The organism is uncultured Fibrobacter sp. (genome assembly GCF_946062555.1).
Lineage (GTDB): Bacteria > Fibrobacterota > Fibrobacteria > Fibrobacterales > Fibrobacteraceae > Fibrobacter.
The window spans coordinates 12,138-32,023 of the sequence record NZ_CAMGVQ010000042.1; the positions used below are offsets into that span (position 1 = coordinate 12,138).

Below are 19,886 nucleotides of genomic sequence, written 5' to 3' on the forward strand. Positions count from 1 at the left end.
CAAAATTTTAGTCAAACTGGATAAAAAAGTACATTTTTTATCCAATACAGCGCATTTATTGAACAAAAAAAGCTATTTTTTGGGGTAAAGGACGGTTTCCCTATGAAGATAGCCATACAAAACCAGCGCAAGGAACGGGACAGACTTCTCAGCCTGCCGTATATCCCCCGTCAAACCATATACAACTTTGACGAATTGCTGAAAAGCCCGAACATCAAACTTTTGACGGGTCCGAGACGTGTCGGAAAATCCACCCAGGCCCTTTTGATGTTGCGGGGCAAAAATTTTGCCTACCTGAATTTTGACGACAACGAACTATTGAACAAGTGGGACGAACAGCAGGCCGAGATGTTGCTTGGCGAAATTTATCCGAATTACGAGTACCTGCTGCTGGACGAAGTGCAGAACATTGACGGCTGGGATGTCTGGGTTAATAAACTTTATCGACGTGGCGTGAATTTGGTCATAACCGGCAGTAACGCCAAAATGCTTTCTGGAGAAATGGCAACCGTACTAACTGGCCGCTACCTTGAAATCAACATGCTGCCATTTAGCCTTGCCGAGGCATCGCAGTTTGCAGACCGCTTGGGTAATGCAGAAAAAATACAGGACGACTTCTTGAAAAACGGCGGTTATCCGGAGACTTTTACTCAAAGATCTATTACCCAAAGTTATTTACAGACCCTTTTCGATTCCATTCTGTACAAGGATATTGTCAGAAGACATAAGATCAGAAACGCAACTGACTTGAACAATGTAGCCATGTTTCTTTTGTCCAATTTCACGGGAACATTTAGCTACAATGACGTGGCAGATGACCTAGGACTCTCTAGCGTCAGCACGACAAAAAAGTTCATGGATTACTTGCACGAACCGTATCTGTTTTATTATCTGGACAGGTATAATAACAAACTAAAGTTGATGAAAAAAGCGCCCCGCAAGGTGTATGTGGTTGACAATGGTTTTGTTGCGTCGAAGGCTTTTAATTTGAGCGATAATCTCGGGAAACTGCTGGAAAACCAGGTCTTTGTGGAGTTGCTCCATCGCGGGTACGACACCGAAAAGACTTTGTTCTACTACCATTCCCGAAACGACAAGGAAACCGACTTTGTACTTCGTGAAGGCAACAAGGTCAAGGAACTTATTCAGGTTTGCTACGACATGTCCAAAGAAAAGACTATAAAGCGGGAAGTGGACAGTATCGTCGAATGTGCTGGAGAACTAGGCTGCGACAACCTGACTATTGTGACTTGGAACGAGGAAAGAACTATCGAAAAAAAAGGCTACATCATCAAAGTTGTGCCTGTGGGTAAGTTTTAAGCCCGCTATTTGCTACGCCTTCATAAGTTTCGCCACATAATGCACCGCGACGGCAAAGAGCACGACGATGGCGACATACTCCGCGAAAAATAGTGCGTAACCGCGTTCCGCGTCAAAGAAGAAGAAGGGCTGTTGCAGGAACATGTATTTCCAGAGCCCGCGAATTACGAAGGCGTAAATTCCGTAGCCCGCCACGAGAGCGGCAACCATGCGGGTTGCGATAAGCGCCGCCTTTGACTTGAACGCACTCGCAAGTCCCAAGCGGTTTGCAATCAGGCTCACATGCAACCCGATGTGGAGCGACATGAACACGTAATACCAGTGACTTGCGAGCAGGTGCGCCGTGCGGGCAAAGCTTGCGCCCGATTCAATCCCGAGCCAAGCGAACACATGGTTCGAGAGCATAATTCCGCTCACCATCAAGAAAATCGCGCACAAAAGGATTCCGCAATTCACGACCACCTGCAAGATGCGGAATACGTTGTAACGGCCCTTGAACAACGAAAGAAAGAATCGCCGGTTCAGCGTGATGTGCACCGCCCACAGAACAAATAAAATAACGCCTAAAACCTCGTGAACCGCAGTCGATTCAAAGAAGTAATTGCCGCCCATCAGCACGAGCGTCGCGACCGTCATCGCGATGTCTATTGAACAGCGGATTATTTTACCCATTTAGCGTCCTCAACTGTTAAAGGCTTCCAACGATTTTTCCAGCAACCTTCGTTCTTGAACAACAAATCCAATTCAGTCCCGGACTCTATACGGAAATAAAAGAACTCCGTCGGCATAGACGTATTCAAAATCTGCCCTACCCGCCCAGCCAGGTGTTTCACGAAAATATCAAACCTGTCAAAATCCCTAATGCAGATAAAGTCACGGATTTCTGCGCCATGCCCTTCAGAGATTCGGTCAATTCTCGCTTAAACATGTATATAATATACATAATTTTATGGATTTTGGGAATTCAACTCCCAAAATCCACAAATTCACCAATCCGCTTGTAAAAATTTGCCAAAATTTCAAAAAACACTTGACAATGTTTTTTTTGCTTACATTTGGTGTGAAAATAATGAATGGAATATGATTCTTCGGGCTGACTTTCTATTCCTTAATCGTTTTCAGCCACCGTTTGAGCATGAATGTACAAAAGTACGGAATGGTGTAGAATTTTCCGTTAAAGCCGATGTTCTTGTTCGCCAGTTTAATGCCGAACTTTACGTCGCCGTAATTTTCCTTTGTAATCAAGTTGTTTAGCGAAACGCTTGCCCCGTCGGTGGCCTTGACTTCTACGGGTACCAGTGAACTAGCCGTCCGCACGAAAAAATCCATTTCAAGGGTGGATTTCTCGTTCTTGTAATAGTAGAGCCCGTAACCTTCTTTTACGAGCATGTCGGCAACGACATTTTCGTAGATAGCGCCTTTGTACGCATTGAAATTCTTGTTTGCGCGCAAGTCCTCTTGGGCTTCGTCGTCGAGCGAAGCAATCAGCAGTCCCGTATCGCGGTAATAAATTTTGAAGTCATTAGGCTTGTAGTTGCCTTTTAGCGGAAGTTCTGGCTGATCCAGACAGTAGCAACGGTTGATGATGCCCGCATCGTTCAGCCATTCGACTGTCCCCACATATTCTCTGGAACGCGCCCCGGTGGCGACCTTCGTTATCTGGAATTTCTTGTTCTCTTTGCCAAGGAAAACGGGAATGTGGTTATAGACATTCTTTATCTTTTCTTTGTCTAGTCCTTCGGCGTATTTTGTGATGTCGTCCTCGTAGTCCTGGAGAATCTTTTTCTGCGCCGCCAGCACCCCTGAAAAATTTTTCTGTGATACAAATTTGTCTACAATGGCGGGCATTCCCCCGATGGTCATGTATTCCCTGAAATTTTCAATCCATACATCGTATTCGATGTTAGAGAATGGTGTCTGAGATACCATATGTTCGTAGATGGAATCGATTTGCTCCTGCTTGTAGCCTTTTGCCCAAAGGAACTCCTCGAAATCTAGGGAATGCATTTCATAGTCTTCCTTGAAGCCGACACTGACTGACGAAATTTCCTTGTAGTGCACCCCAAGCAGCGAACCCGAACAGATGACGTCGAAGCGGCCATCCAACTTGAAAAACTTGAGCGACGTGGTGCAATCGGGACACTCCTGCATTTCGTCGAACAAGATGAGCGTATCGTGCGGAATGAACTCCCAATCCGAATTCAAGAACGAAATTTCTCGGATAACCGTGTCCGGTTTGAAGCCCTTCTCGAAAATTCTCTTGTACTTTGGTTCCTCGATAAAGTTTATCGAGATGAAACTCTTGTAGTTCTTCGCAAAATGCGTAATGGAAGAAGTTTTTCCGACCTGCCTAGCACCCTTTATAATGAGCGGCAAATGGTCGGGATTTGCCTTCCAATCGACCAAAAAAGAGTCCAACTTTCGTCTGAGAGTGTATTCCATACACAAAAATATAGGTTATTTTTAGCAAAAAATCACATTTTTCCCGCCATTTTAACGCATTTCGTCACAAAAATCTCGAACTGATGCTGGTAAATCGTATCAAAAATGTAAAAATTTGCCAAAATTTCAAAAAACACTTGACATTGTTTTTTTTTGTTTACATTTAGGATGGAGTAAACATATACCAACGAGGCTTTTATGATAAAGTTGTTAAAATTTGTAGCCGCAGTCTCCTTTATGGCAGTCCTGACATCCTGTGCCGCAGCCCCTCACGGCTGGTACAAACAGGGAGTATCTGAATACGAAACAGAGAATGCGGTCGCACAGTGCGAATATGAGCAAGGCAAGGACCATATAGCGCAGGGAAGTTTCATAACAAGTTGTATGAAACGCCAGGGCTTCCGCTGGGTTGAATAACCCTTAATTTCAGGGCAACTTCACCCACTTGTCCACTTCTTTTTGGGCCTTTTCGCGTTCATTCTGGGCCACGTGTCCGTAGATGGCAAGGCCCGCAGTCACGTTCGCGCCGGTCACCTTCTTGAGCTTCGCTACTCCCGAAAGGCCGCTGCCTTCGTGCGTCATGAACGGGTGAATCGTCTTGCCCTTCAGATTATACTTCTCGAAGAAGGTGAACATGGGCATGGGCATTTCGCCCCACCACACCGGATAGCCGACGTAAATTTCGTCAAAGTCTTCGGGATTCACGCTCACCGGCTTGATGGCCGGGCGCGCGTCCTGCGCAAGTTCCTTCTTGGCCACGTTGATGCAGTCGTCGTAGCCCTTCGGGTATTCCTTCGTGGGCTCCACATGCAAGAGCGTGCCGCCTGTCTTTTTTGCAATCATCTCGGCGATGATTTCGGTATTGCCCTTGGCGATATTTCCCACACCGTAGTTTTCCCCGGCACGGGAATAATAGACGATGAGAACTTTCTTTTCGGCAGCCATCGAGACTCCTATGAGGAATGTTAACAAGAATAGAATTGCTTTTTTCATGATGGTGATCCCGTTGTGAAGAGTGTTACTTTAGTCTAGCATATTCTTCGTCGCTCACGGGCTCAAGCCATTCGTTGCTCGTTCCTTCGCCGGGAACTTCAATCGCCAAATGCTGGAACCAGGAATCCGGGGCAGCACCGTGCCAATGCTTGACGCCAGCCGGAATGTTCACCACGTCGCCGGGCTTCAGTTCCACCGCCGGCTTGCCCCATTCCTGGTAGTAGCCGCGACCCGCCGTCGCGATGAGAATCTGGCCACCGCCCTTCTTTGCATGATGGATATGCCAGTTGTTGCGGCACGCCGGTTCAAAAGTCACATTCCCGACGCCCACTTGTTCCTTGCTGATCATGTCGAGATAGCTCTTGCCCACGAAATACTTGGCGTAGGCGTCGTTCGGCTTGCCCACCGGGAACACGCTCCAGTCCTTGCCCGGCATGTTTTTTGCGACCGTCTCGTTTACAGCACTAGTCGTCGCACCAGCCTTCGCTTCGGCAGGCTCAGCGACCTTCGTCTCAGCCACCGCTTCCTTGAGCAGTCGCAACGCATTCAGCGTGCGCGGGTAACCGCAATACGACAAGCAGTTGTAAATCGCCTGTTCCACGTAGTCGGCCGTACGAATCTTCAGGTTCGCGCCGATATGCGCCTTGAGCTGCGGCTCCGTTCCCAGGTTCACGAGAATCGCCATCGTCAAAAGTTCACGGGTATTCAGGTCGAGCCCCTTGCGGGTATAATAATCACCAAAGCAGTTGCTCGCAAGGAAGTAATTGATAGTCGGCATCCCGTCCTTGCCGTTTTTCGCCATGTCGCGGAAAGTCTGGCCGAACAGCGTTCCCTGCGCGTCGGCACCCGCCTCCAGGCGGGACTGCGCCTTCACCGTCGCACGGCTTTCGTCCACCTTCACGTTCTTCGCCTTGAACACGCTGCGGGCAATTTCAACCGCATCCACCGTCCGCGGGAACCCGGTGTAGGGAGCGCACTGGTAAATCGCCTCGAGAATTTCTTCGGGAGCAAGCCCCTGCGCAAGCGCCGTCGCCACTTCTTCTTGCAAAAGAGCGCCCGACTGCTGCGTCACAAGCGACACCAGGCGAATCAACTCCACTTCGCGCTTTTCCACAAGCGGGGTCGCCGCCGGAACCTCGTTCCGCGTAAAGTTGTCCATCACGGCACGCAGTTCCTTGTCCTGCGAAAACGCCTTTGCTTCGCCCTGCGGACAGCAGTCACATGCGGCAAGCACCGCACCCATACCAAGCATCGTCATAATCGTCCCTAGTTTCATGGTTTATTCCTTATAAATTTCCGCATTTAATATAAATAATTACGCAAGCCCCGCAAAATACCATTTTTTCATGCTCAGTATGCGCGAAATGCATAGTGAAAACGACACATCACGACCTTTTGGGCGTTCCCCGGCCCGGGCCGGGGCGGGTGCTGCTCGCCTCGTTCCTCGGCTCATCGAGCCGCTTGCGCGTCTCGCCACAAAGGTGCGACGCCCTCCCCTAAAGGGGACCATAGCCACTAAGCAGTAGAACTGCAAGTGGCTGGAGGCCTAACGCGATTTCAGTGTGGAATGTGTAGTGTGGGATGTGGAATGATAATTCGAAGATGATTTACTCAGAGTCCTTGACGCAACGGACGGAGTACCCTTCTCTCTTGTTGTTCGCTCCGTGGCCCACGCCGAGGCCTTCGAGAGCCCAGTTGACGCCTTGGCACATCGCGGCGTCGCTCTGGAAATTAGTGGCCGTCCACAAACGGGCGATGCGGCCCTCATCGTAGAAATAGCCACTGCCGCTTCTGTAACCGGCGGAGAGCTCAGAGAACCCGTACTTGTCGGTTCCGTTGCCACCACTGTACCATCCGCTGGTGGATTTCAACAACAGGCCACCAGTGTTGGAACCACCGATGTAGGTGTGCAGGGTGCTGAACTCCTGTTCCGTCGGTACATGCCAGCCCTCTGGGCAAATGCCACGGTGTGGACTGTTTGGGTTACATCTCGAACCAAGGGTGCCTTCCGTGAGATTGGAATGGCCGCACGTGGTTCTTGCATTTTCGATGAACTGGGCTGCACTATCCATCACGGCACTCCAAGTGTAAAGTCGACCGTACTTGTCGCAGTTGGAAACCTTGTTCTCGTAGCACCAGCTAGTGGAATCAGAGGTATTTCCTTTTGCACTGAACTTCACACCAGTGTAAGCATAATTCAAGTTCTGGGCCATCCATATCTGATCTCCGATTTTAACCGTCTTATAGACTTGTCCATCTCGTTCATCGGTAAACTCTCCATAATCGATGTCCGGATTCAAGTAATCCCAGGCGGTTTTGCTAGACCCCTCGACATCGCTCGGGGTGACACTTGAAGAACTATAGTTGCTGGACTTGGTCGATGTTCCTGCCGAAGAAGGATTGTCCTTGCTGTCGCTGGAGTCGTCGGTCACTTCGGCGGGATCGTTGGACTTGCTATCGCTCGACTTGGCACTCGATGAAGAAAAGTCGCAGTCCATCTTCTCGATGAGGGTCCCGATGACCCAGCCGTTGTTACCATCGCACACAGCCATGTTATGGTATTCCGTCAGGTATGTGGCGACGCACTTCTGGCTCTTGCCGCAGTCATAGTCCGACAGTTCCATGAATGTCTCGACGGTGTCAGGAATTCCACCACGATTGCCGCCGCTACCGCCCTCACCACCCGCCGACGACGAATCGTCACAGGCGGTCAGGGCAAAGAATGCCGCGAGCACCGCCACCCACAAGAAACCAAGACCCTTGACACACTTCATACCATTATCTCCTGTAAAAATTTTCACCACCCACAAACCAAGCAATGTGAAATATGGAATGTGGAATTTATACCGCAAAATCCATCATGAAGCGAGGTTCAAGGGGTTCAATATTGAAATTTTTTTGAGAGTTCTTCTTGGAAGATTTCTTAGACATGTTGATTATCTTGGATTTTTGTTATTGATGTAAAAATTTATTTCAACTTAATGCAGCGGACGGAATGAGCATCAAATTTTGAACCTCTTGAAGCCCCCGCGCCATCATTATAACGCGATATAACCTGATCAAGGGCCAGAACCTTATCTTGGAAAACAGATTCCGAGGGATAAAACATGTAAAACGCTGAATCTAAATCCGCGAAACCTCCTTGATTAAAATAAGCTCCCGACCCGGTAAGAGAAAGTCCGCTCTTATTGCTGCCAGAAAAAATATAACCGGAACGAAGGCCGTTCGCGTGATCATCGGTACTTGTCAGAGCTATTTGAAAATCATTAATATTCATTATTCGCCAGCCTTGGGGGCAAATTCCCTGATGATTTTCTTGAATCAAATGGGCACAACTCCTTGTATTACAACTATCATTGAAGCCCATCATTTCTGCCCACTGGTAAAGGCCGCCGTAACGGTCGCACTTGGTGGTGTCGTCATTATAGCAATAGCGCTCAATTTTCGTGTCGTCGGTCATGTTTTCACCGCCCTTCAAGGTGACATCGGCAATATTCAAATTCTGCGCCATAACTTGTATGGAATCCTTGACATAGTTCGTATCACGGCCGACAATCGTCAAGTAATAATAAACACGGCCATTGCGCGAGTCAGTAAAGGTTTTATATTTTTCGGATAATCTTTCCAAAGGCAGGGTTTGATCGAACGGTTCATAGGGCCCAGAACTGGAACTTTCTTCGGGCACCCAGACCTTGTACTTATAATCTTCACCACATACATAGCGAATTCCTGTTCGCCCATCGCGATAGGTGGACCCTATGGTTTCACATTCCACACCAGTATAATCAGAGATTTTACTGGAAGAAGACTTGACGCTAGAGCTGCTGGATTGAGTCTCACTGGATCCTTCGTGGCTATCTCCGTTCTGAATGACACTGGAAGAGGACGAATTTGCGGTGCCGTTCGAGGAAGAATACTTAACGGTCGAGCTACTGGACAACTTACCGTTCTTGACACTTGAAGAACTCTCAGCATCCTTCGCACTGGATCCCTTTTCTTCGCTTTTGCCTTCGACGCTCGAAGACGATTCAAGAACGAGATGCGCAAGCTTTTCAGCCCGCTCAAGGATTTGGGCGGCATCCTCCGCTTCGTGTTCCTCACGGGCATCAGCAAGTTCAGCCAGCTCTCGATTTTCAGCGAACTCAACAATTTGAAGGTCATCACGATGAACGATGACTACGCGGCCATCTGCGGTATCACGAAGGAAGAAGTGCTGACACAGATGCAGCCCGAGATCCAGGCCCTCGCCGACAAGAACGGCTTGACTTATGACGGTGCATGCGAGGCGCTAACGCGTCAGTACGACGGCTACCACTTCAGCAAGAATTCGCCGGACGTGTTCAACCCGTTCAGTTTGATAAACGCTTTGAGCAAACGCGAACTTGCCAATTACTGGTTCGCGACGGGAACGCCGACAATTCTGACCAGGCTCATGCGCAAGTACAAGGTGGACCCGAAGCCTTTCGATACCGGGTTCGAGGCAACTCTTGACATGTTCGACGCCCCGACGGAGACTGCCAAGAACCCCATCCCGATGCTTTACCAGAGCGGGTACTTGACAATCAAGAATTTTGATGGTTTTGCTTACACGATTGGCTTCCCGAACGAAGAAGTGCGTCTCGGTTTTCTGAAGGCGCTGATGCCCTATTACGCGATGGACGACGTTGTTGACAACGACATGTTCATGCTCCGCTTCACGAAGGCGCTGCGGGAAAGTAAAATCGATGACGCGATGACTCACATCCGCGCGTTCATGAGCGGCATCCCGTACAATACGGAACGCAAGGACGAAAACCACTACAAGACGGTGCTGTTCCTGATTTTCAAGCTGTGTACGCCATACGTCGTGCGTACCGAGGAATGCAGTGCCGCGGGCCGAAGCGATGCCGTTGTCGAGACCGCCGATGCTGTTTACATTTTCGAGTTCAAGCTGGACTCTTCCGCGACTGTGGATGATGCGTTAAAACAAATCGACGACAAGGGTTACCTGATTCCATATTCCGTCACGATGGCCAAGGACGGCAACTCAAAGAAGTTGTTCAAGATTGGCGTTACGTTCGACCAGGAAAAGCGCACCATCGGCGAATGGAAGGTTGTGGAAGGGTAACCAACAAGTTTGGCCCTTCCTTGGGCGTTCCCCGGCCCCTACGCAGACGCAATGTGAAGTGTGGAATTATCCCACTAGGCGGCAAGGGTATCAAAATCTAGCTTGAGTGTATCATTATTTGGGGCACTAAAAACGGGATTTCCAATATTTGACGGTAACTGATCTGGGAGATTCGTGTTCAATCCAGAAACAAGTGCAGCCAAGGGGACAGATGTTGTCCCATCGGGCAATGCATCTCTATAGTTCTCGAATGCCGTATATACCAAAGACCGTATATTTGAGCCGACACCAGAAAAATATGCAGAAGCAGAATCAAGAGACTCATTCAAGCCAAGTCCAGACAACTGCAAACCATCAATTTCATTCAGGGCACTTTCAACTGTTGTTGAAATACTGGATATATTGTCGTCAAGGTCATCTAAAACAACGTCATCATTCTGCTCTAAAACGGATAAATTCATGAATTCCGCCGTTCCTCCAAAATTTGGAACGGATATATTAATATTGGATATATCGGCAGAAATTTCAATATCAGAACTGCTTTCAGCAGGGACTTCATCATCATCCTTGTCAAAATCAATCTCTACCGACACATTCGCCAACACCGAGGCTGAAATGGTCACATTGTTCGTCTGTAGGGCCACGGTATCTATATTCAAGTTTCCGACATCAGCGTCAGATTGATAACCTAGATTCAATTTAAGTGTATCTTCATTTTGCACACTGAACGAAAGATTAACAAAACTCTGTGGCAAATCAGTCGTGATTCTATTATTTAATTCAGCGGCAAGGGTATCTAGGGAAACCGACTCTGTATTTGGGGGCAAAGAACCCTTATAGCTTGTAAAGGCCGCAGAAATTAACGATTGTATATCTGTCGCGATATCCGGCAAAATAGCCGAGGCAGAATTAAGGGACGCATTGAGGCCAAGGTTTGACATTTGCAGGTTATCAATACTTTCCAAAGTATTTTCAACAATGTCAGGGATGTTTTCCAGCTGTTGTTCAATATCGTTTAAACCAATGTCAGCGCTGAACATCTGGCGGGGTTCAAGCTGTTCAATTTTGAAATTGTTCATTCCGTGATTGTAGTTTTTCTTGGCCATATGTCATCCTTATTATGAATTCGTTAGTCAACCTTTACGCAGCGGACTGAAAAACCATTTGTTTTACGTTTATCTTCTTTGGGGTTACCAGTTTCTGCCTTCCATTGATAACTAGATACAGCTCCAACATTTGCATAATCCTTTGATTCTTGTGGGTAGAACCAATATGTTCCATTACCTACGTCAGTAAATTCATACGCCCAATTATACCCGGCACCAATTAAACTATACCCCGTATAGTTAAGGCCGCCAAAACCCGTTGATCTAACACCTTCCACACCAGCATCATTTCCATCTGCGTGAACTACAATATAAAAGTCATTATATGTCATAAGACGCCAGTCCTTTGGGCAAATTCCCTGATGATTCGGCTTAATGGAGTCGGCACAGCTCTTACTATTGCATTCGAACGGAAGGTTCATCATCTCCGCCCACTGGTAAAGCCCTCCATACTTCACACAGTTCGTCGTATCATTGTCATAACAATATCGTTCTATCTTGGAATCGTTATTTTGGTCCTTATCGCCATCAACCATTTCGCCAACATTCAAATTCTCTGCCATAACATTGATTGTTGCCGCTTTATTATTAGTATCTTTTCCTGTCACAGTCAGATACTTGTATATACGCTGTTCATATTCAAATTCACCATACGAAAAATTCGGGGGAAGATCGCCCCATCTTACAAAACTACTACTTGAAGCTACTGACGAAGATGATTGTTTCATGGAAGAACTGGAAGACTTTACGGAACTACTACTTTGCTTATTGCTTGATGACGAGTTCACCGATGAACTAGACGTATCCTTCTTGCTGCTAGAAGAATCATCTGACTTTACAGAGCTGGAGCTCTTAGAGTCGGACGAATTCTTTGTTTCTTTCGCGGAACTACTTGATACTTCGGCGGGCTCGTAACCCTTGACACTACTGGAAGACTTGTCTTTTTCTGTAGATTCATTTCCTGACGACTTTTTGTCAACAGAAGATGACGACTCATCCAAATCAGAAGTTTCGACCGAAGAACTGGAAACACCTGTTTCATCGGAACTAGCCGAAGATGAGTCATCGCAAGCCGAAAGCGCAAACATCGCAAACGCGACAGCACTCACAAAGCCAATTTTCTTAATCGTTTTCATTTCATACTCCTATTATTAAACTTTCGTTTCGCCCTTGCCGCCCAGGTTGTCCGGGTCTATGGAGAGCAGGGCTTGAATATCCGCAGCGCTCAGCGGTGCGGACTGTTGTATTTCAAAATTTTTCTGTGGGTTTATTATCAAGTCCTTGTTTACGGACTTGACTATTTCGCCGGAATCTTCCGCCACATACAGCCCCGTCTCGGGGTTACGGAAAAATTCCGTATTGGCAAGCTGCCTGATACTCGCCTTGGTCAAGAAGCCGACGTCGTTTGGGGTCACATTGACGGGCTGTTCTATCTCGCCAATCACCGCCGGGGCCTCGATAACCGCTTCGGGCTGTTCAATGCCGCCCGGCAGCACGATGTCACCCGGTGCGCCATCCATCATCAGGGCGCAGGCAAAACTGCGAATCAAGAACAAGAAACTCACTGGCGGCACCTCGCTATCCCCGAAATATAGCACATTCCCAGCCTGCCAACGGCACCCCCATCGGGGAGTAACGCCTGCCCTGCCGAAAAAATGTATATTGTTGTCATGGCGTTAAAGAGATTCCCCATCGGCGTGCAGGATTTCGCGCGAATTCGCGAAGACGGCATGTATTATGTAGACAAGACTGACCTTGTCTATAAGTTGACCCATACGGACCTGTATTACTTTCTGTCCCGTCCGCGCCGCTTCGGAAAATCGCTGCTGGTCAGCACGCTGCAATGCTATTTTGAAGGCCGCAAGGACCTGTTTACGGGACTTGCGATGGAGAAACTCGAGACCGAGTGGAAAAAGTACCCGGTCATCCGGCTTGACATGAGTCGAATCAAGGATTTGGATGACGAAATCTTTGCCGCCAACATGGATAGCATTCTGGGCGTAATCGAAAAAAAATATGGAATAAAGCATGACTGCAACAATCGTGCCTGGGGTGCCCGCCTGACTAGTTTAATTTATGCGGCGAATGAACAGACTGGCGAACCGGTGGTGGTGCTTGTCGATGAATACGATGCGCCTGTTCTGGAAGCCATGGGCGATACGGAACTTCTGAAAAAAATTCGAACCCGTATGCGAGACTTGTACAGTCCATTGAAGGCCTTGGGCGGCATCCTCCGCTTCGTGTTCCTCACGGGCATCAGCAAGTTCAGCCAGCTCTCGATTTTCAGCGAACTCAACAATTTGAAGGTCATCACGATGAACGATGACTACGCGGCCATCTGCGGTATCACGAAGGAAGAAGTGCTGACACAGATGCAGCCCGAGATACAGGCCCTCGCCGACAAGAACGGCTTGACTTATGACGGTGCATGCGAGGCTCTTCAAAAGCAATACGACGGCTACCACTTCAGCAAGAATTCGCCGGACGTGTTCAACCCGTTCAGCCTAATCAATTCGCTAAGTGATGGAGAACTTGCCAACTATTGGTTTGCGACCGGTACGCCGACGATTCTGACCAGGCTCATGCGGAAGTACAAGGTGGACCCGACGCCTTTCGATACCGGGTTCGAGGCAACTCTTGACATGTTTGACGCCCCGACGGAGACTGCCAAGAACCCTATCCCGATGCTTTACCAGAGCGGCTACCTGACGATAAAATCTTCCAAACCGGGAAGTCGTTTTGTGCTGGGATTCCCGAACGACGAAGTCCGCCTCGGGTTCCTGAAGGCCCTGATGCCCTATTATGCAATGGACGATGTTGTACAAAACGACTCGTTCCTGTTACGTTTTGTCGATGCGCTTGATGACTGCGAAGTCGAACAGGCTCTCACCCTCATGAAGGCGTTCATGAGCGGCATCCCCTACGACACGGAGCGTCAGGACGAAGCCCATTACAAGACAATCTTCTTCCTTACGTTCAAACTGTGTACGCCATACGTCGTGCGTACCGAGGAACGCAGTGCCGCAGGCCGTGCCGACGCCGTAGTGGAAACCGCCGGCGCCGTTTATGTATTCGAGTTCAAGTTGGACAAGTCGGCCACCGTCGACGACGCGCTGAAGCAAATCGACGACAAGGGCTACCTGATTCCATATTCCGTCACGATGGCCAAGGACGGCTCGCCGAAAAAGTTATTCAAGATTGGCGTTACGTTCGACCAGGAAAAGCGCACCATCGGCGAATGGAAGGTTGTGGAAGGGTAACCACAAGTTTGGCCCTTCCTTGGGCGCTCCCCGGCCCCTAACGCGATTTCAGTGTGAAGTGTGTAGTGTGGGGTGTGAGTGTGGGGTGTGTAGTGTGGGATGATTATTCGAAGGGGATTTAGTCAGTTTTTTTTACGCAACGGACAGAAATCGTCAGTCAGGTGAAATCACTTCTGGAGTATGCGGACACCTACAACCCCGATGTAATGCGTTATGCCTTGCCGATGTTTGCCGAAACATCCTTGGATTTTGTGGACTGCGAGCTCATCGCGTATAACCATGTCAGGAACGCCGAAATTGCGACCTTTGACAAGGCTTTGATGAATGCTACGGCTACCTAGCCTATTAAGCAAAGAAAAAAAAACACAAAAATCACTTAATTTTCTCCAATTAATATATTGTTTTTATAGTTATTGGAGGAAATCGTGATAAGAACCGTATCAGAAATTCTTTCAGACCTTGGTCAAAAATACAGGCAGCCCCAAATGATTCACCCACTTGTCGACTTCTTTCTGGGCCTTTATAACTTACTACACCGCCAAAAGTAAAATCTGTGTAAAGCGGCGTAAAGCCTTTGTAAAGTCCTAATAAAACCTTTGGAAAACTTCATTCCATCGCCTTGCGTATTGTCGCAAGGCTTTTTAGTTTGTCGTCTAGGAGATTTTATGACTACGTTTTATATCATCCTTGTGGCAATACTGCTTCTGCTCGCCTTGATGGACTTGTTCGTGGGTGTCAGTAACGATGCCGTGAATTTCTTGAGTTCTGCTGTCGGGAGCAAGGCCTTTAAATACAAAACACTGATGTTTTTTGCTGCAGCAGGAGTTTTTTTTGGAGCCACCTTCAGCAGTGGCATGATGGATATCGCACGGCATGGCATTTATACGCCCCAGTATTACACCTTTGCGGAACTTATGTGCGTATATGCGGCGGTGATGTTTACCGATGTGATCCTCCTTGACATATTCAATTCCTACGGTATGCCGACATCAACTACGGTATCAATGGTCTTTGAACTTTTGGGCGCCTCTGTGGCTATCGCCAGTATCAAGATTCTTTCTGACGATACCCTGGAACTGGGAAACCTCATCAACACCTCTAAGGCCCTGACGGTGATTTTGGGCATTTTCCTTTCGGTGGCCATCGCTTTTGCAGTTGGCCTTGCGGTGCAGTATGTGACGCGCCTGGTTTTCTCCTTTGGCTACAAGAAGTATATTCGATACTTTATTGGTGTTTTTGGAAGCGTTTCCCTGACGTCCATATTTTATTTTATCCTTATCAAGGGCCTCAAAAATATGAGTTTCGTGGGGCCGGGCTACAAGGCGTTTCTCGCAGAAAATGAGACCGTTCTTGTGGCAGGCATGTTCGTCGCGTTTTTCATCCTTTGTCACCTGCTCCATGCAGTAAAAGTAAACGTGCTCAAGGTAATCATTGCTTTTGGGACTTTTTCTCTGGCCCTAGCCTTTGCCGGAAACGACCTTGTAAATTTTGTGGGTGTGCCCCTCACCAGTCTTTCTTCGGTGCAGCACTTGATGGCTGCTGGGGGCAACCCTCAGGATTTCAATATGTCCTTCTTGCTGGAGTCGGAACCAGGACAGTGGTACTTGCTGATGGCTGCTGGGCTTACCATGGTATTTTCCCTTGTGTTTTCCAAGAAGGCCCGGAATGTGGTGAAGACTTCCGTATCCCTCGCAGCCCAAAATTCTTCTGAAGAAATCTTTGGTACAAATCCGGTCGCTCGCGCCTTAGTTCGCAGTTCTAATGGTGTCGTAAAATTTGTAACAGAATTTATTCCAAGGAAAATTTCAGATAAAATTAACACCCGCTTTAATACCAAGGAAATGATTCTGGAAGAGGAGGGCGCCGCCTTTGATTTATTGCGGGCTTGCGTAAACCTAATGCTTGCAAGCTCCCTCATTGCATTGGGCACGTCCCTGAAACTTCCCCTTTCCACGACCTACGTGACATTCATGGTGGCTATGGGCACAAGCCTTGCCGACAAGGCATGGAACCGTGAAACGGCCGTATACCGCATTACAGGGGTACTCTCGGTAATTGGCGGATGGTTCCTTACGGCCTTCGCCGCATTTGCTAGTGCTTCTGCTGTGGCGACTGTGCTTTACTTTGGCGGTTTCCCTGCCATATTCGGTCTTTTTGCCGTGGTCATTTTCGTATTGATTCGCTCGAACCTAAAATACCGAGAAAACAAGAAGGGTAAGGCGGAGGAATTGTTTGATAACATCCTGACGGCTCCCCCCGAGACAAAGGTATACCCCCTTATACAGGAATACAGTCGTGGTGAGTGGAGCGAAATTCTCCGTTGGTGCGCTGACTGCTACGAAAAGATAATTGTGGGACTTTTGCGAGAAAACTTGGGAAAACTACGCTCCGTGAACAAACAAATTAAAATTCTGAAAAAACATATCCAGAGGAACCGTCGCCATGGAACCTTATGTACGGAAAGACTTGCCCAGGAGGATATGGTGGTAAAGAATTTCTTTTTGTACCAGGCAAATGATTTTATGGGAGATGCATTGTTTAGTCTGGAACAGATTTCTTCGCCATGCAAGAACCACGTAGATAACGCTTTCAGTCCCTTGGATTACGAAAAAAGAAAAGAGCTTTTGCGTACGGTATCCCGTGTGAAGATACGGATTGAAAAGACTGCCTCGATGATAGAAACCATGGATTTCAGGAACTATAGCGAGGTCCGCGAACAATTGCGGGAAGAAGGGACGAGGATATTTGACGAGCGTAAAACGGAAATGATGAAGGGTGTTTCCGAAAACATCCGCGCGGAGATCCTTTATTTAACTATTCTTTATGAGTCCTGGGCACTGTTGGATGCGGTCAGTTCTGTAGCCAAAGCCAGCAGGAAATTTCTTACTTTAAAACAATAATTTGTGTGTGGTCCTATGATTTATATTGTGGAAGACGATATCGAAGTTCGGGAAATGGAAACTTATGCTTTAAAAAGCAGCGGTTTTGACGTGATGGCTTTCGAATGCGGTAAAGTTATGGACGAACAAGTTAAGACTAGGGTGCCAGACTTGTTTATTTTGGATATTATGCTCCCTGGCGAAGATGGTTTAAACATTCTCAAACGCTTGCGAGTGCAAGAAAACACAAAGGGCATCCCCGTCATCATGCTTACGGCGAAAGGAACTGAACTTGACAAAGTGAAGGGACTTGACTTGGGTGCGGACGACTACATAGCAAAACCATTTGGCGTTCTAGAATTCATTTCACGTGTGCGGGCCGTGCTACGTCGTTCTGAACGAAGCTCATCCGAAAATGCGGAGGCGTTGAACTTGGCTCTAGGAGGAGTGACACTCGATGACCAGCGTCGTTCGGTAACTGTTGGCGGAATCGCTGTAGAACTCACTTTTAAGGAATATGAACTTTTGAAACTCCTGATGTCCCGACCGGGAACTGTTTTCTCTAGGCAACAGATTCTAGAAAAGATTTGGGGGGTGGATTTTGATATGGATACACGCACCGTGGATATGCACATAAAAACGCTTCGGCAGAAGTTAGGGGTACAAGGCTCTATCATACAGACCGTGCGAAACGTGGGGTACAAAGTTCAATGAAAAACAGTCTCCGTTTCAGCTTGATTTATGTCGGAGTTCTCGCCGCTCTCTTTGCAGTGTATTTTACGGCTCGCGTTTTTGAAAATGAAATGTCCGAACAGCAGAAGCGAGATTTGAGGGAAACAGCCTCCCTTATCAAAAATTTCTATGGACAGATTCCTTCTGAGAACTTCCGAAAAAATCTGGATTCCATTGCCAGCAAACGTTTGCGCGTAACTCTGGTGGACCGGGACGGAAAGGTCCTCTACGAAAGTGACGCGAAAGCAGGCAAAATGGAAAATCATAGGAGTCGTCCCGAAATCATGGACGCAAATTCCAAAGGAATAGGTGAAAACCTCCGCTATTCAGTGACTTTGAACGCCCAAGTGTTCTATTTTGCAGAACGACTGTCAGACGGCAAAATTCTGCGTTTAAGTCGTCGCCAAGCGAGTCTTCACGAATCCGTATCTAAGACCATGCCTTACCTATTAGCGCTGTTGGCAGGTATTGTTGTTGTGGCTGTTCTGATTGCTTTTGGCTTGAGCCGCGCTTTTGTGCGACCTGTGCAAAAATTGGCTGAAAACCTAGGACAGCCAGAACTTATGGATGACGAAGGGATATACAAAGAAATTGCTCCACTAGTCAAAACTATCCGTAAGCAGAATCGGGAACTTCAACTCACCATTGAACAACTTTCTGAAGAAAAAAAGAAAACAGCCAAGATGCGAGATGAGTTTACGGCTAACGCCTCCCATGAACTCAAAACGCCATTGACATCCATTTCTGGATATGCGGAACTCATCGAAAGTGGTATGGCGAAACCCGAAGACGTAAAATGCTTTGCTGGAAAAATCCACAAAGAAGCAGGCCGTCTCCTTTCTATCGCCAACGATATTATGACCCTTTCCAAACTTGACTCCTCGGGAGAATCTGCGATAGGACTGGACGAATCCGTGAATTTGTGGACGCTGGCTTCAAACTGTATTGACGAGCTCTCCTTTAACGCCGAAAAGAAGGGTATTCGTATGGCGTTGGAAGGGTGTAAAAACGCAGAGGTTTACGGCAATCGTCGGCTCCTATTCGAGATGCTTTACAACTTGGTCGACAATTCCATTCGCTATACAGAAACGGGCGGTTCCGTGTGTATTCTAGTGCAACAAAAATCCATTGCTGTGAAGGATACAGGGATTGGCATTCCCGAAGAAAACCAGCCACGTATTTTTGAACGGTTTTACCGTGTGGACAAGAGCCGCTCCAAGGCTACAGGCGGCACGGGATTGGGCCTTGCCATTGTTAAGCATATCGCCGAAGTACACCATGCAGAGATTTCGTTACAATCCGCCATAGGCGTAGGCACGGAAATCACCGTGACCTTCTGCTAGAAATTTCTCTGATGACGTTCCGCCGGTAAGGTGCAAGTCTACTTCACCCACTTGTCGACTTCTTTCTGGGCTTTGTCGCGTTCGTTCTGGGCCACGTGTCCGTAGATGGCAAGGCCAGGGGTCACATTCGCGCCGGTCACCTTCTTGAGGCGCTGCACACCCGAGAGGCCGCTGCCTTCGTGCGTCACGAACGGGTGAATCGTCTTGCCTTTCAGGTTATACTTTTCGAAGAAGGTGAACATGGGCATGGGCATTTCGCCCCACCACACCGGATAGCCGACGTAAATTTCGTCGAATTCTTCGGGGTTCACGTTCACCGGCTTGATGGCCGGGCGCGCATCCTGTGCAAGTTCCTTCTTGGCCACGTTGATGCAGTCGTCGTAGCCCTTGGGGTATTCCTTTGCGGGTTCCACGTGCAAAAGCGTGCCGCCCGTCTTTTTCGCAATCATCTCGGCAATGATTTCGGTATTGCCCTTGGAAATGTTCCCGACGGAGTAGTTTTCGTCAGCGCGGGAATAGTAAATGACGAGGATTTTCTTTTCTGCTGCCATAGAGACTCCTAGAAGAAGTGTTAAAAGAATCAAGGTGATTTTTTTCATGGGATCCGCCTTTTTCGTTAAAAATTTCCTTGAACCGGTTGTCTATAATATAAGGCAACCTCTAAAAATTACCCCAAAACGACTATTTACAAATAAACTAACATT

The 19,886-nt window shown here is 47.8% G+C and carries 18 protein-coding genes; 8 read left to right on the forward strand and 10 right to left on the reverse strand.

The features are described from left to right. Positions 1-102: 102 nt before the first annotated feature. On the forward strand, positions 103-1,320 hold the full coding sequence (locus Q0P86_RS11795) for an ATP-binding protein (protein WP_294115149.1): 1,218 nt from the start codon (positions 103-105) through the stop codon (positions 1,318-1,320). A gap of 12 nt (positions 1,321-1,332) precedes the next feature. Here Q0P86_RS11795 and Q0P86_RS11800 read toward each other — a convergent pair whose 3' ends face one another. Next, positions 1,333-1,992: a DUF4405 domain-containing protein gene (locus Q0P86_RS11800; protein ID WP_295039650.1), complete on the reverse strand. Its 660-nt coding sequence runs from the start codon at positions 1,990-1,992 to the stop codon at positions 1,333-1,335. A 429-nt stretch (positions 1,993-2,421) separates the two neighbouring features. Further along, complete coding sequence (locus Q0P86_RS11805) at positions 2,422-3,762, reverse strand: DUF4143 domain-containing protein (protein WP_295039652.1); 1,341 nt, start codon at positions 3,760-3,762, stop codon at positions 2,422-2,424. A 198-nt stretch (positions 3,763-3,960) separates the two neighbouring features. Between Q0P86_RS11805 and Q0P86_RS11810 the strand changes: the two genes are divergently transcribed. After that, on the forward strand, positions 3,961-4,179 hold the full coding sequence (locus Q0P86_RS11810) for a hypothetical protein (protein WP_295039655.1): 219 nt from the start codon (positions 3,961-3,963) through the stop codon (positions 4,177-4,179). A 9-nt stretch (positions 4,180-4,188) separates the two neighbouring features. Here Q0P86_RS11810 and Q0P86_RS11815 read toward each other — a convergent pair whose 3' ends face one another. The 4 genes from Q0P86_RS11815 to Q0P86_RS11830 form a co-directional block, all read right to left on the reverse strand. Then, on the reverse strand, positions 4,189-4,707 hold the full coding sequence (locus tag Q0P86_RS11815; RefSeq protein ID WP_295039658.1) for a flavodoxin: 519 nt from the start codon (positions 4,705-4,707) through the stop codon (positions 4,189-4,191). Positions 4,708-4,780: 73 nt separating this feature from the next. Then, a complete protein-coding gene (locus tag Q0P86_RS11820; protein ID WP_295039661.1) occupies positions 4,781-6,031 on the reverse strand; it encodes a carboxymuconolactone decarboxylase family protein in 1,251 nt (416 codons plus the stop codon). Positions 6,032-6,362: 331 nt separating this feature from the next. Continuing rightward, on the reverse strand, positions 6,363-7,529 hold the full coding sequence (locus Q0P86_RS11825; protein WP_295039664.1) for a fibrobacter succinogenes major paralogous domain-containing protein: 1,167 nt from the start codon (positions 7,527-7,529) through the stop codon (positions 6,363-6,365). A 194-nt stretch (positions 7,530-7,723) separates the two neighbouring features. Further along, the gene (locus tag Q0P86_RS11830; protein WP_295039666.1) at positions 7,724-8,530 is read right to left on the reverse strand and encodes an FISUMP domain-containing protein; all 807 of its coding nucleotides are present in this window, start codon (positions 8,528-8,530) and stop codon (positions 7,724-7,726) included. A 198-nt stretch (positions 8,531-8,728) separates the two neighbouring features. Between Q0P86_RS11830 and Q0P86_RS11835 the strand changes: the two genes are divergently transcribed. Next, positions 8,729-9,862: an AAA family ATPase gene (locus tag Q0P86_RS11835; RefSeq protein WP_295039684.1), complete on the forward strand. Its 1,134-nt coding sequence runs from the start codon at positions 8,729-8,731 to the stop codon at positions 9,860-9,862. Positions 9,863-9,936: 74 nt separating this feature from the next. On the opposite strand, the gene Q0P86_RS11840 is transcribed toward Q0P86_RS11835, so the two are convergent. The 3 genes from Q0P86_RS11840 to Q0P86_RS11850 are packed head-to-tail and all read right to left on the reverse strand — an operon-like array spanning position 9,937 to position 12,533. Beyond that, the gene (locus Q0P86_RS11840) at positions 9,937-10,968 is read right to left on the reverse strand and encodes a hypothetical protein (protein WP_295039668.1); all 1,032 of its coding nucleotides are present in this window, start codon (positions 10,966-10,968) and stop codon (positions 9,937-9,939) included. Positions 10,969-10,991: 23 nt separating this feature from the next. Beyond that, positions 10,992-12,104: an FISUMP domain-containing protein gene (locus Q0P86_RS11845; protein ID WP_295039670.1), complete on the reverse strand. Its 1,113-nt coding sequence runs from the start codon at positions 12,102-12,104 to the stop codon at positions 10,992-10,994. Between the two features lie 15 nt (positions 12,105-12,119). Beyond that, positions 12,120-12,533: a hypothetical protein gene (locus Q0P86_RS11850; RefSeq protein WP_295039673.1), complete on the reverse strand. Its 414-nt coding sequence runs from the start codon at positions 12,531-12,533 to the stop codon at positions 12,120-12,122. 105 nt (positions 12,534-12,638) lie between these two features. Between Q0P86_RS11850 and Q0P86_RS11855 the strand changes: the two genes are divergently transcribed. The 5 genes from Q0P86_RS11855 to Q0P86_RS11875 all read left to right on the forward strand — a co-directional run bounded on the left by Q0P86_RS11855 (position 12,639) and on the right by Q0P86_RS11875 (position 19,182). Continuing rightward, positions 12,639-14,228, forward strand: coding sequence for an ATP-binding protein (locus tag Q0P86_RS11855; protein ID WP_295039675.1), 1,590 nt, complete (start codon positions 12,639-12,641; stop codon positions 14,226-14,228). A gap of 161 nt (positions 14,229-14,389) precedes the next feature. Then, positions 14,390-14,569 (forward strand): hypothetical protein, encoded by a 180-nt coding sequence (locus tag Q0P86_RS11860; protein WP_295039678.1) that lies wholly within the window; start codon positions 14,390-14,392, stop codon positions 14,567-14,569. A 324-nt stretch (positions 14,570-14,893) separates the two neighbouring features. Next, positions 14,894-17,128, forward strand: a complete 2,235-nt coding sequence (locus tag Q0P86_RS11865; RefSeq protein WP_295039679.1) for an inorganic phosphate transporter — start codon at positions 14,894-14,896, stop codon at positions 17,126-17,128. Positions 17,129-17,143: 15 nt separating this feature from the next. Continuing rightward, positions 17,144-17,821: a response regulator transcription factor gene (locus Q0P86_RS11870; protein WP_291023760.1), complete on the forward strand. Its 678-nt coding sequence runs from the start codon at positions 17,144-17,146 to the stop codon at positions 17,819-17,821. Further along, positions 17,818-19,182, forward strand: a complete 1,365-nt coding sequence (locus Q0P86_RS11875) for an ATP-binding protein (RefSeq protein ID WP_295039681.1) — start codon at positions 17,818-17,820, stop codon at positions 19,180-19,182. The genes Q0P86_RS11870 and Q0P86_RS11875 overlap by 4 nt, the downstream gene beginning before the upstream one ends. 38 nt (positions 19,183-19,220) lie before the next feature. Here the strand turns inward: Q0P86_RS11875 and Q0P86_RS11880 are convergent, their stop codons facing one another. Further along, on the reverse strand, positions 19,221-19,733 hold the full coding sequence (locus Q0P86_RS11880; protein ID WP_295039683.1) for a flavodoxin: 513 nt from the start codon (positions 19,731-19,733) through the stop codon (positions 19,221-19,223). Positions 19,734-19,886: the final 153 nt, after the last annotated feature.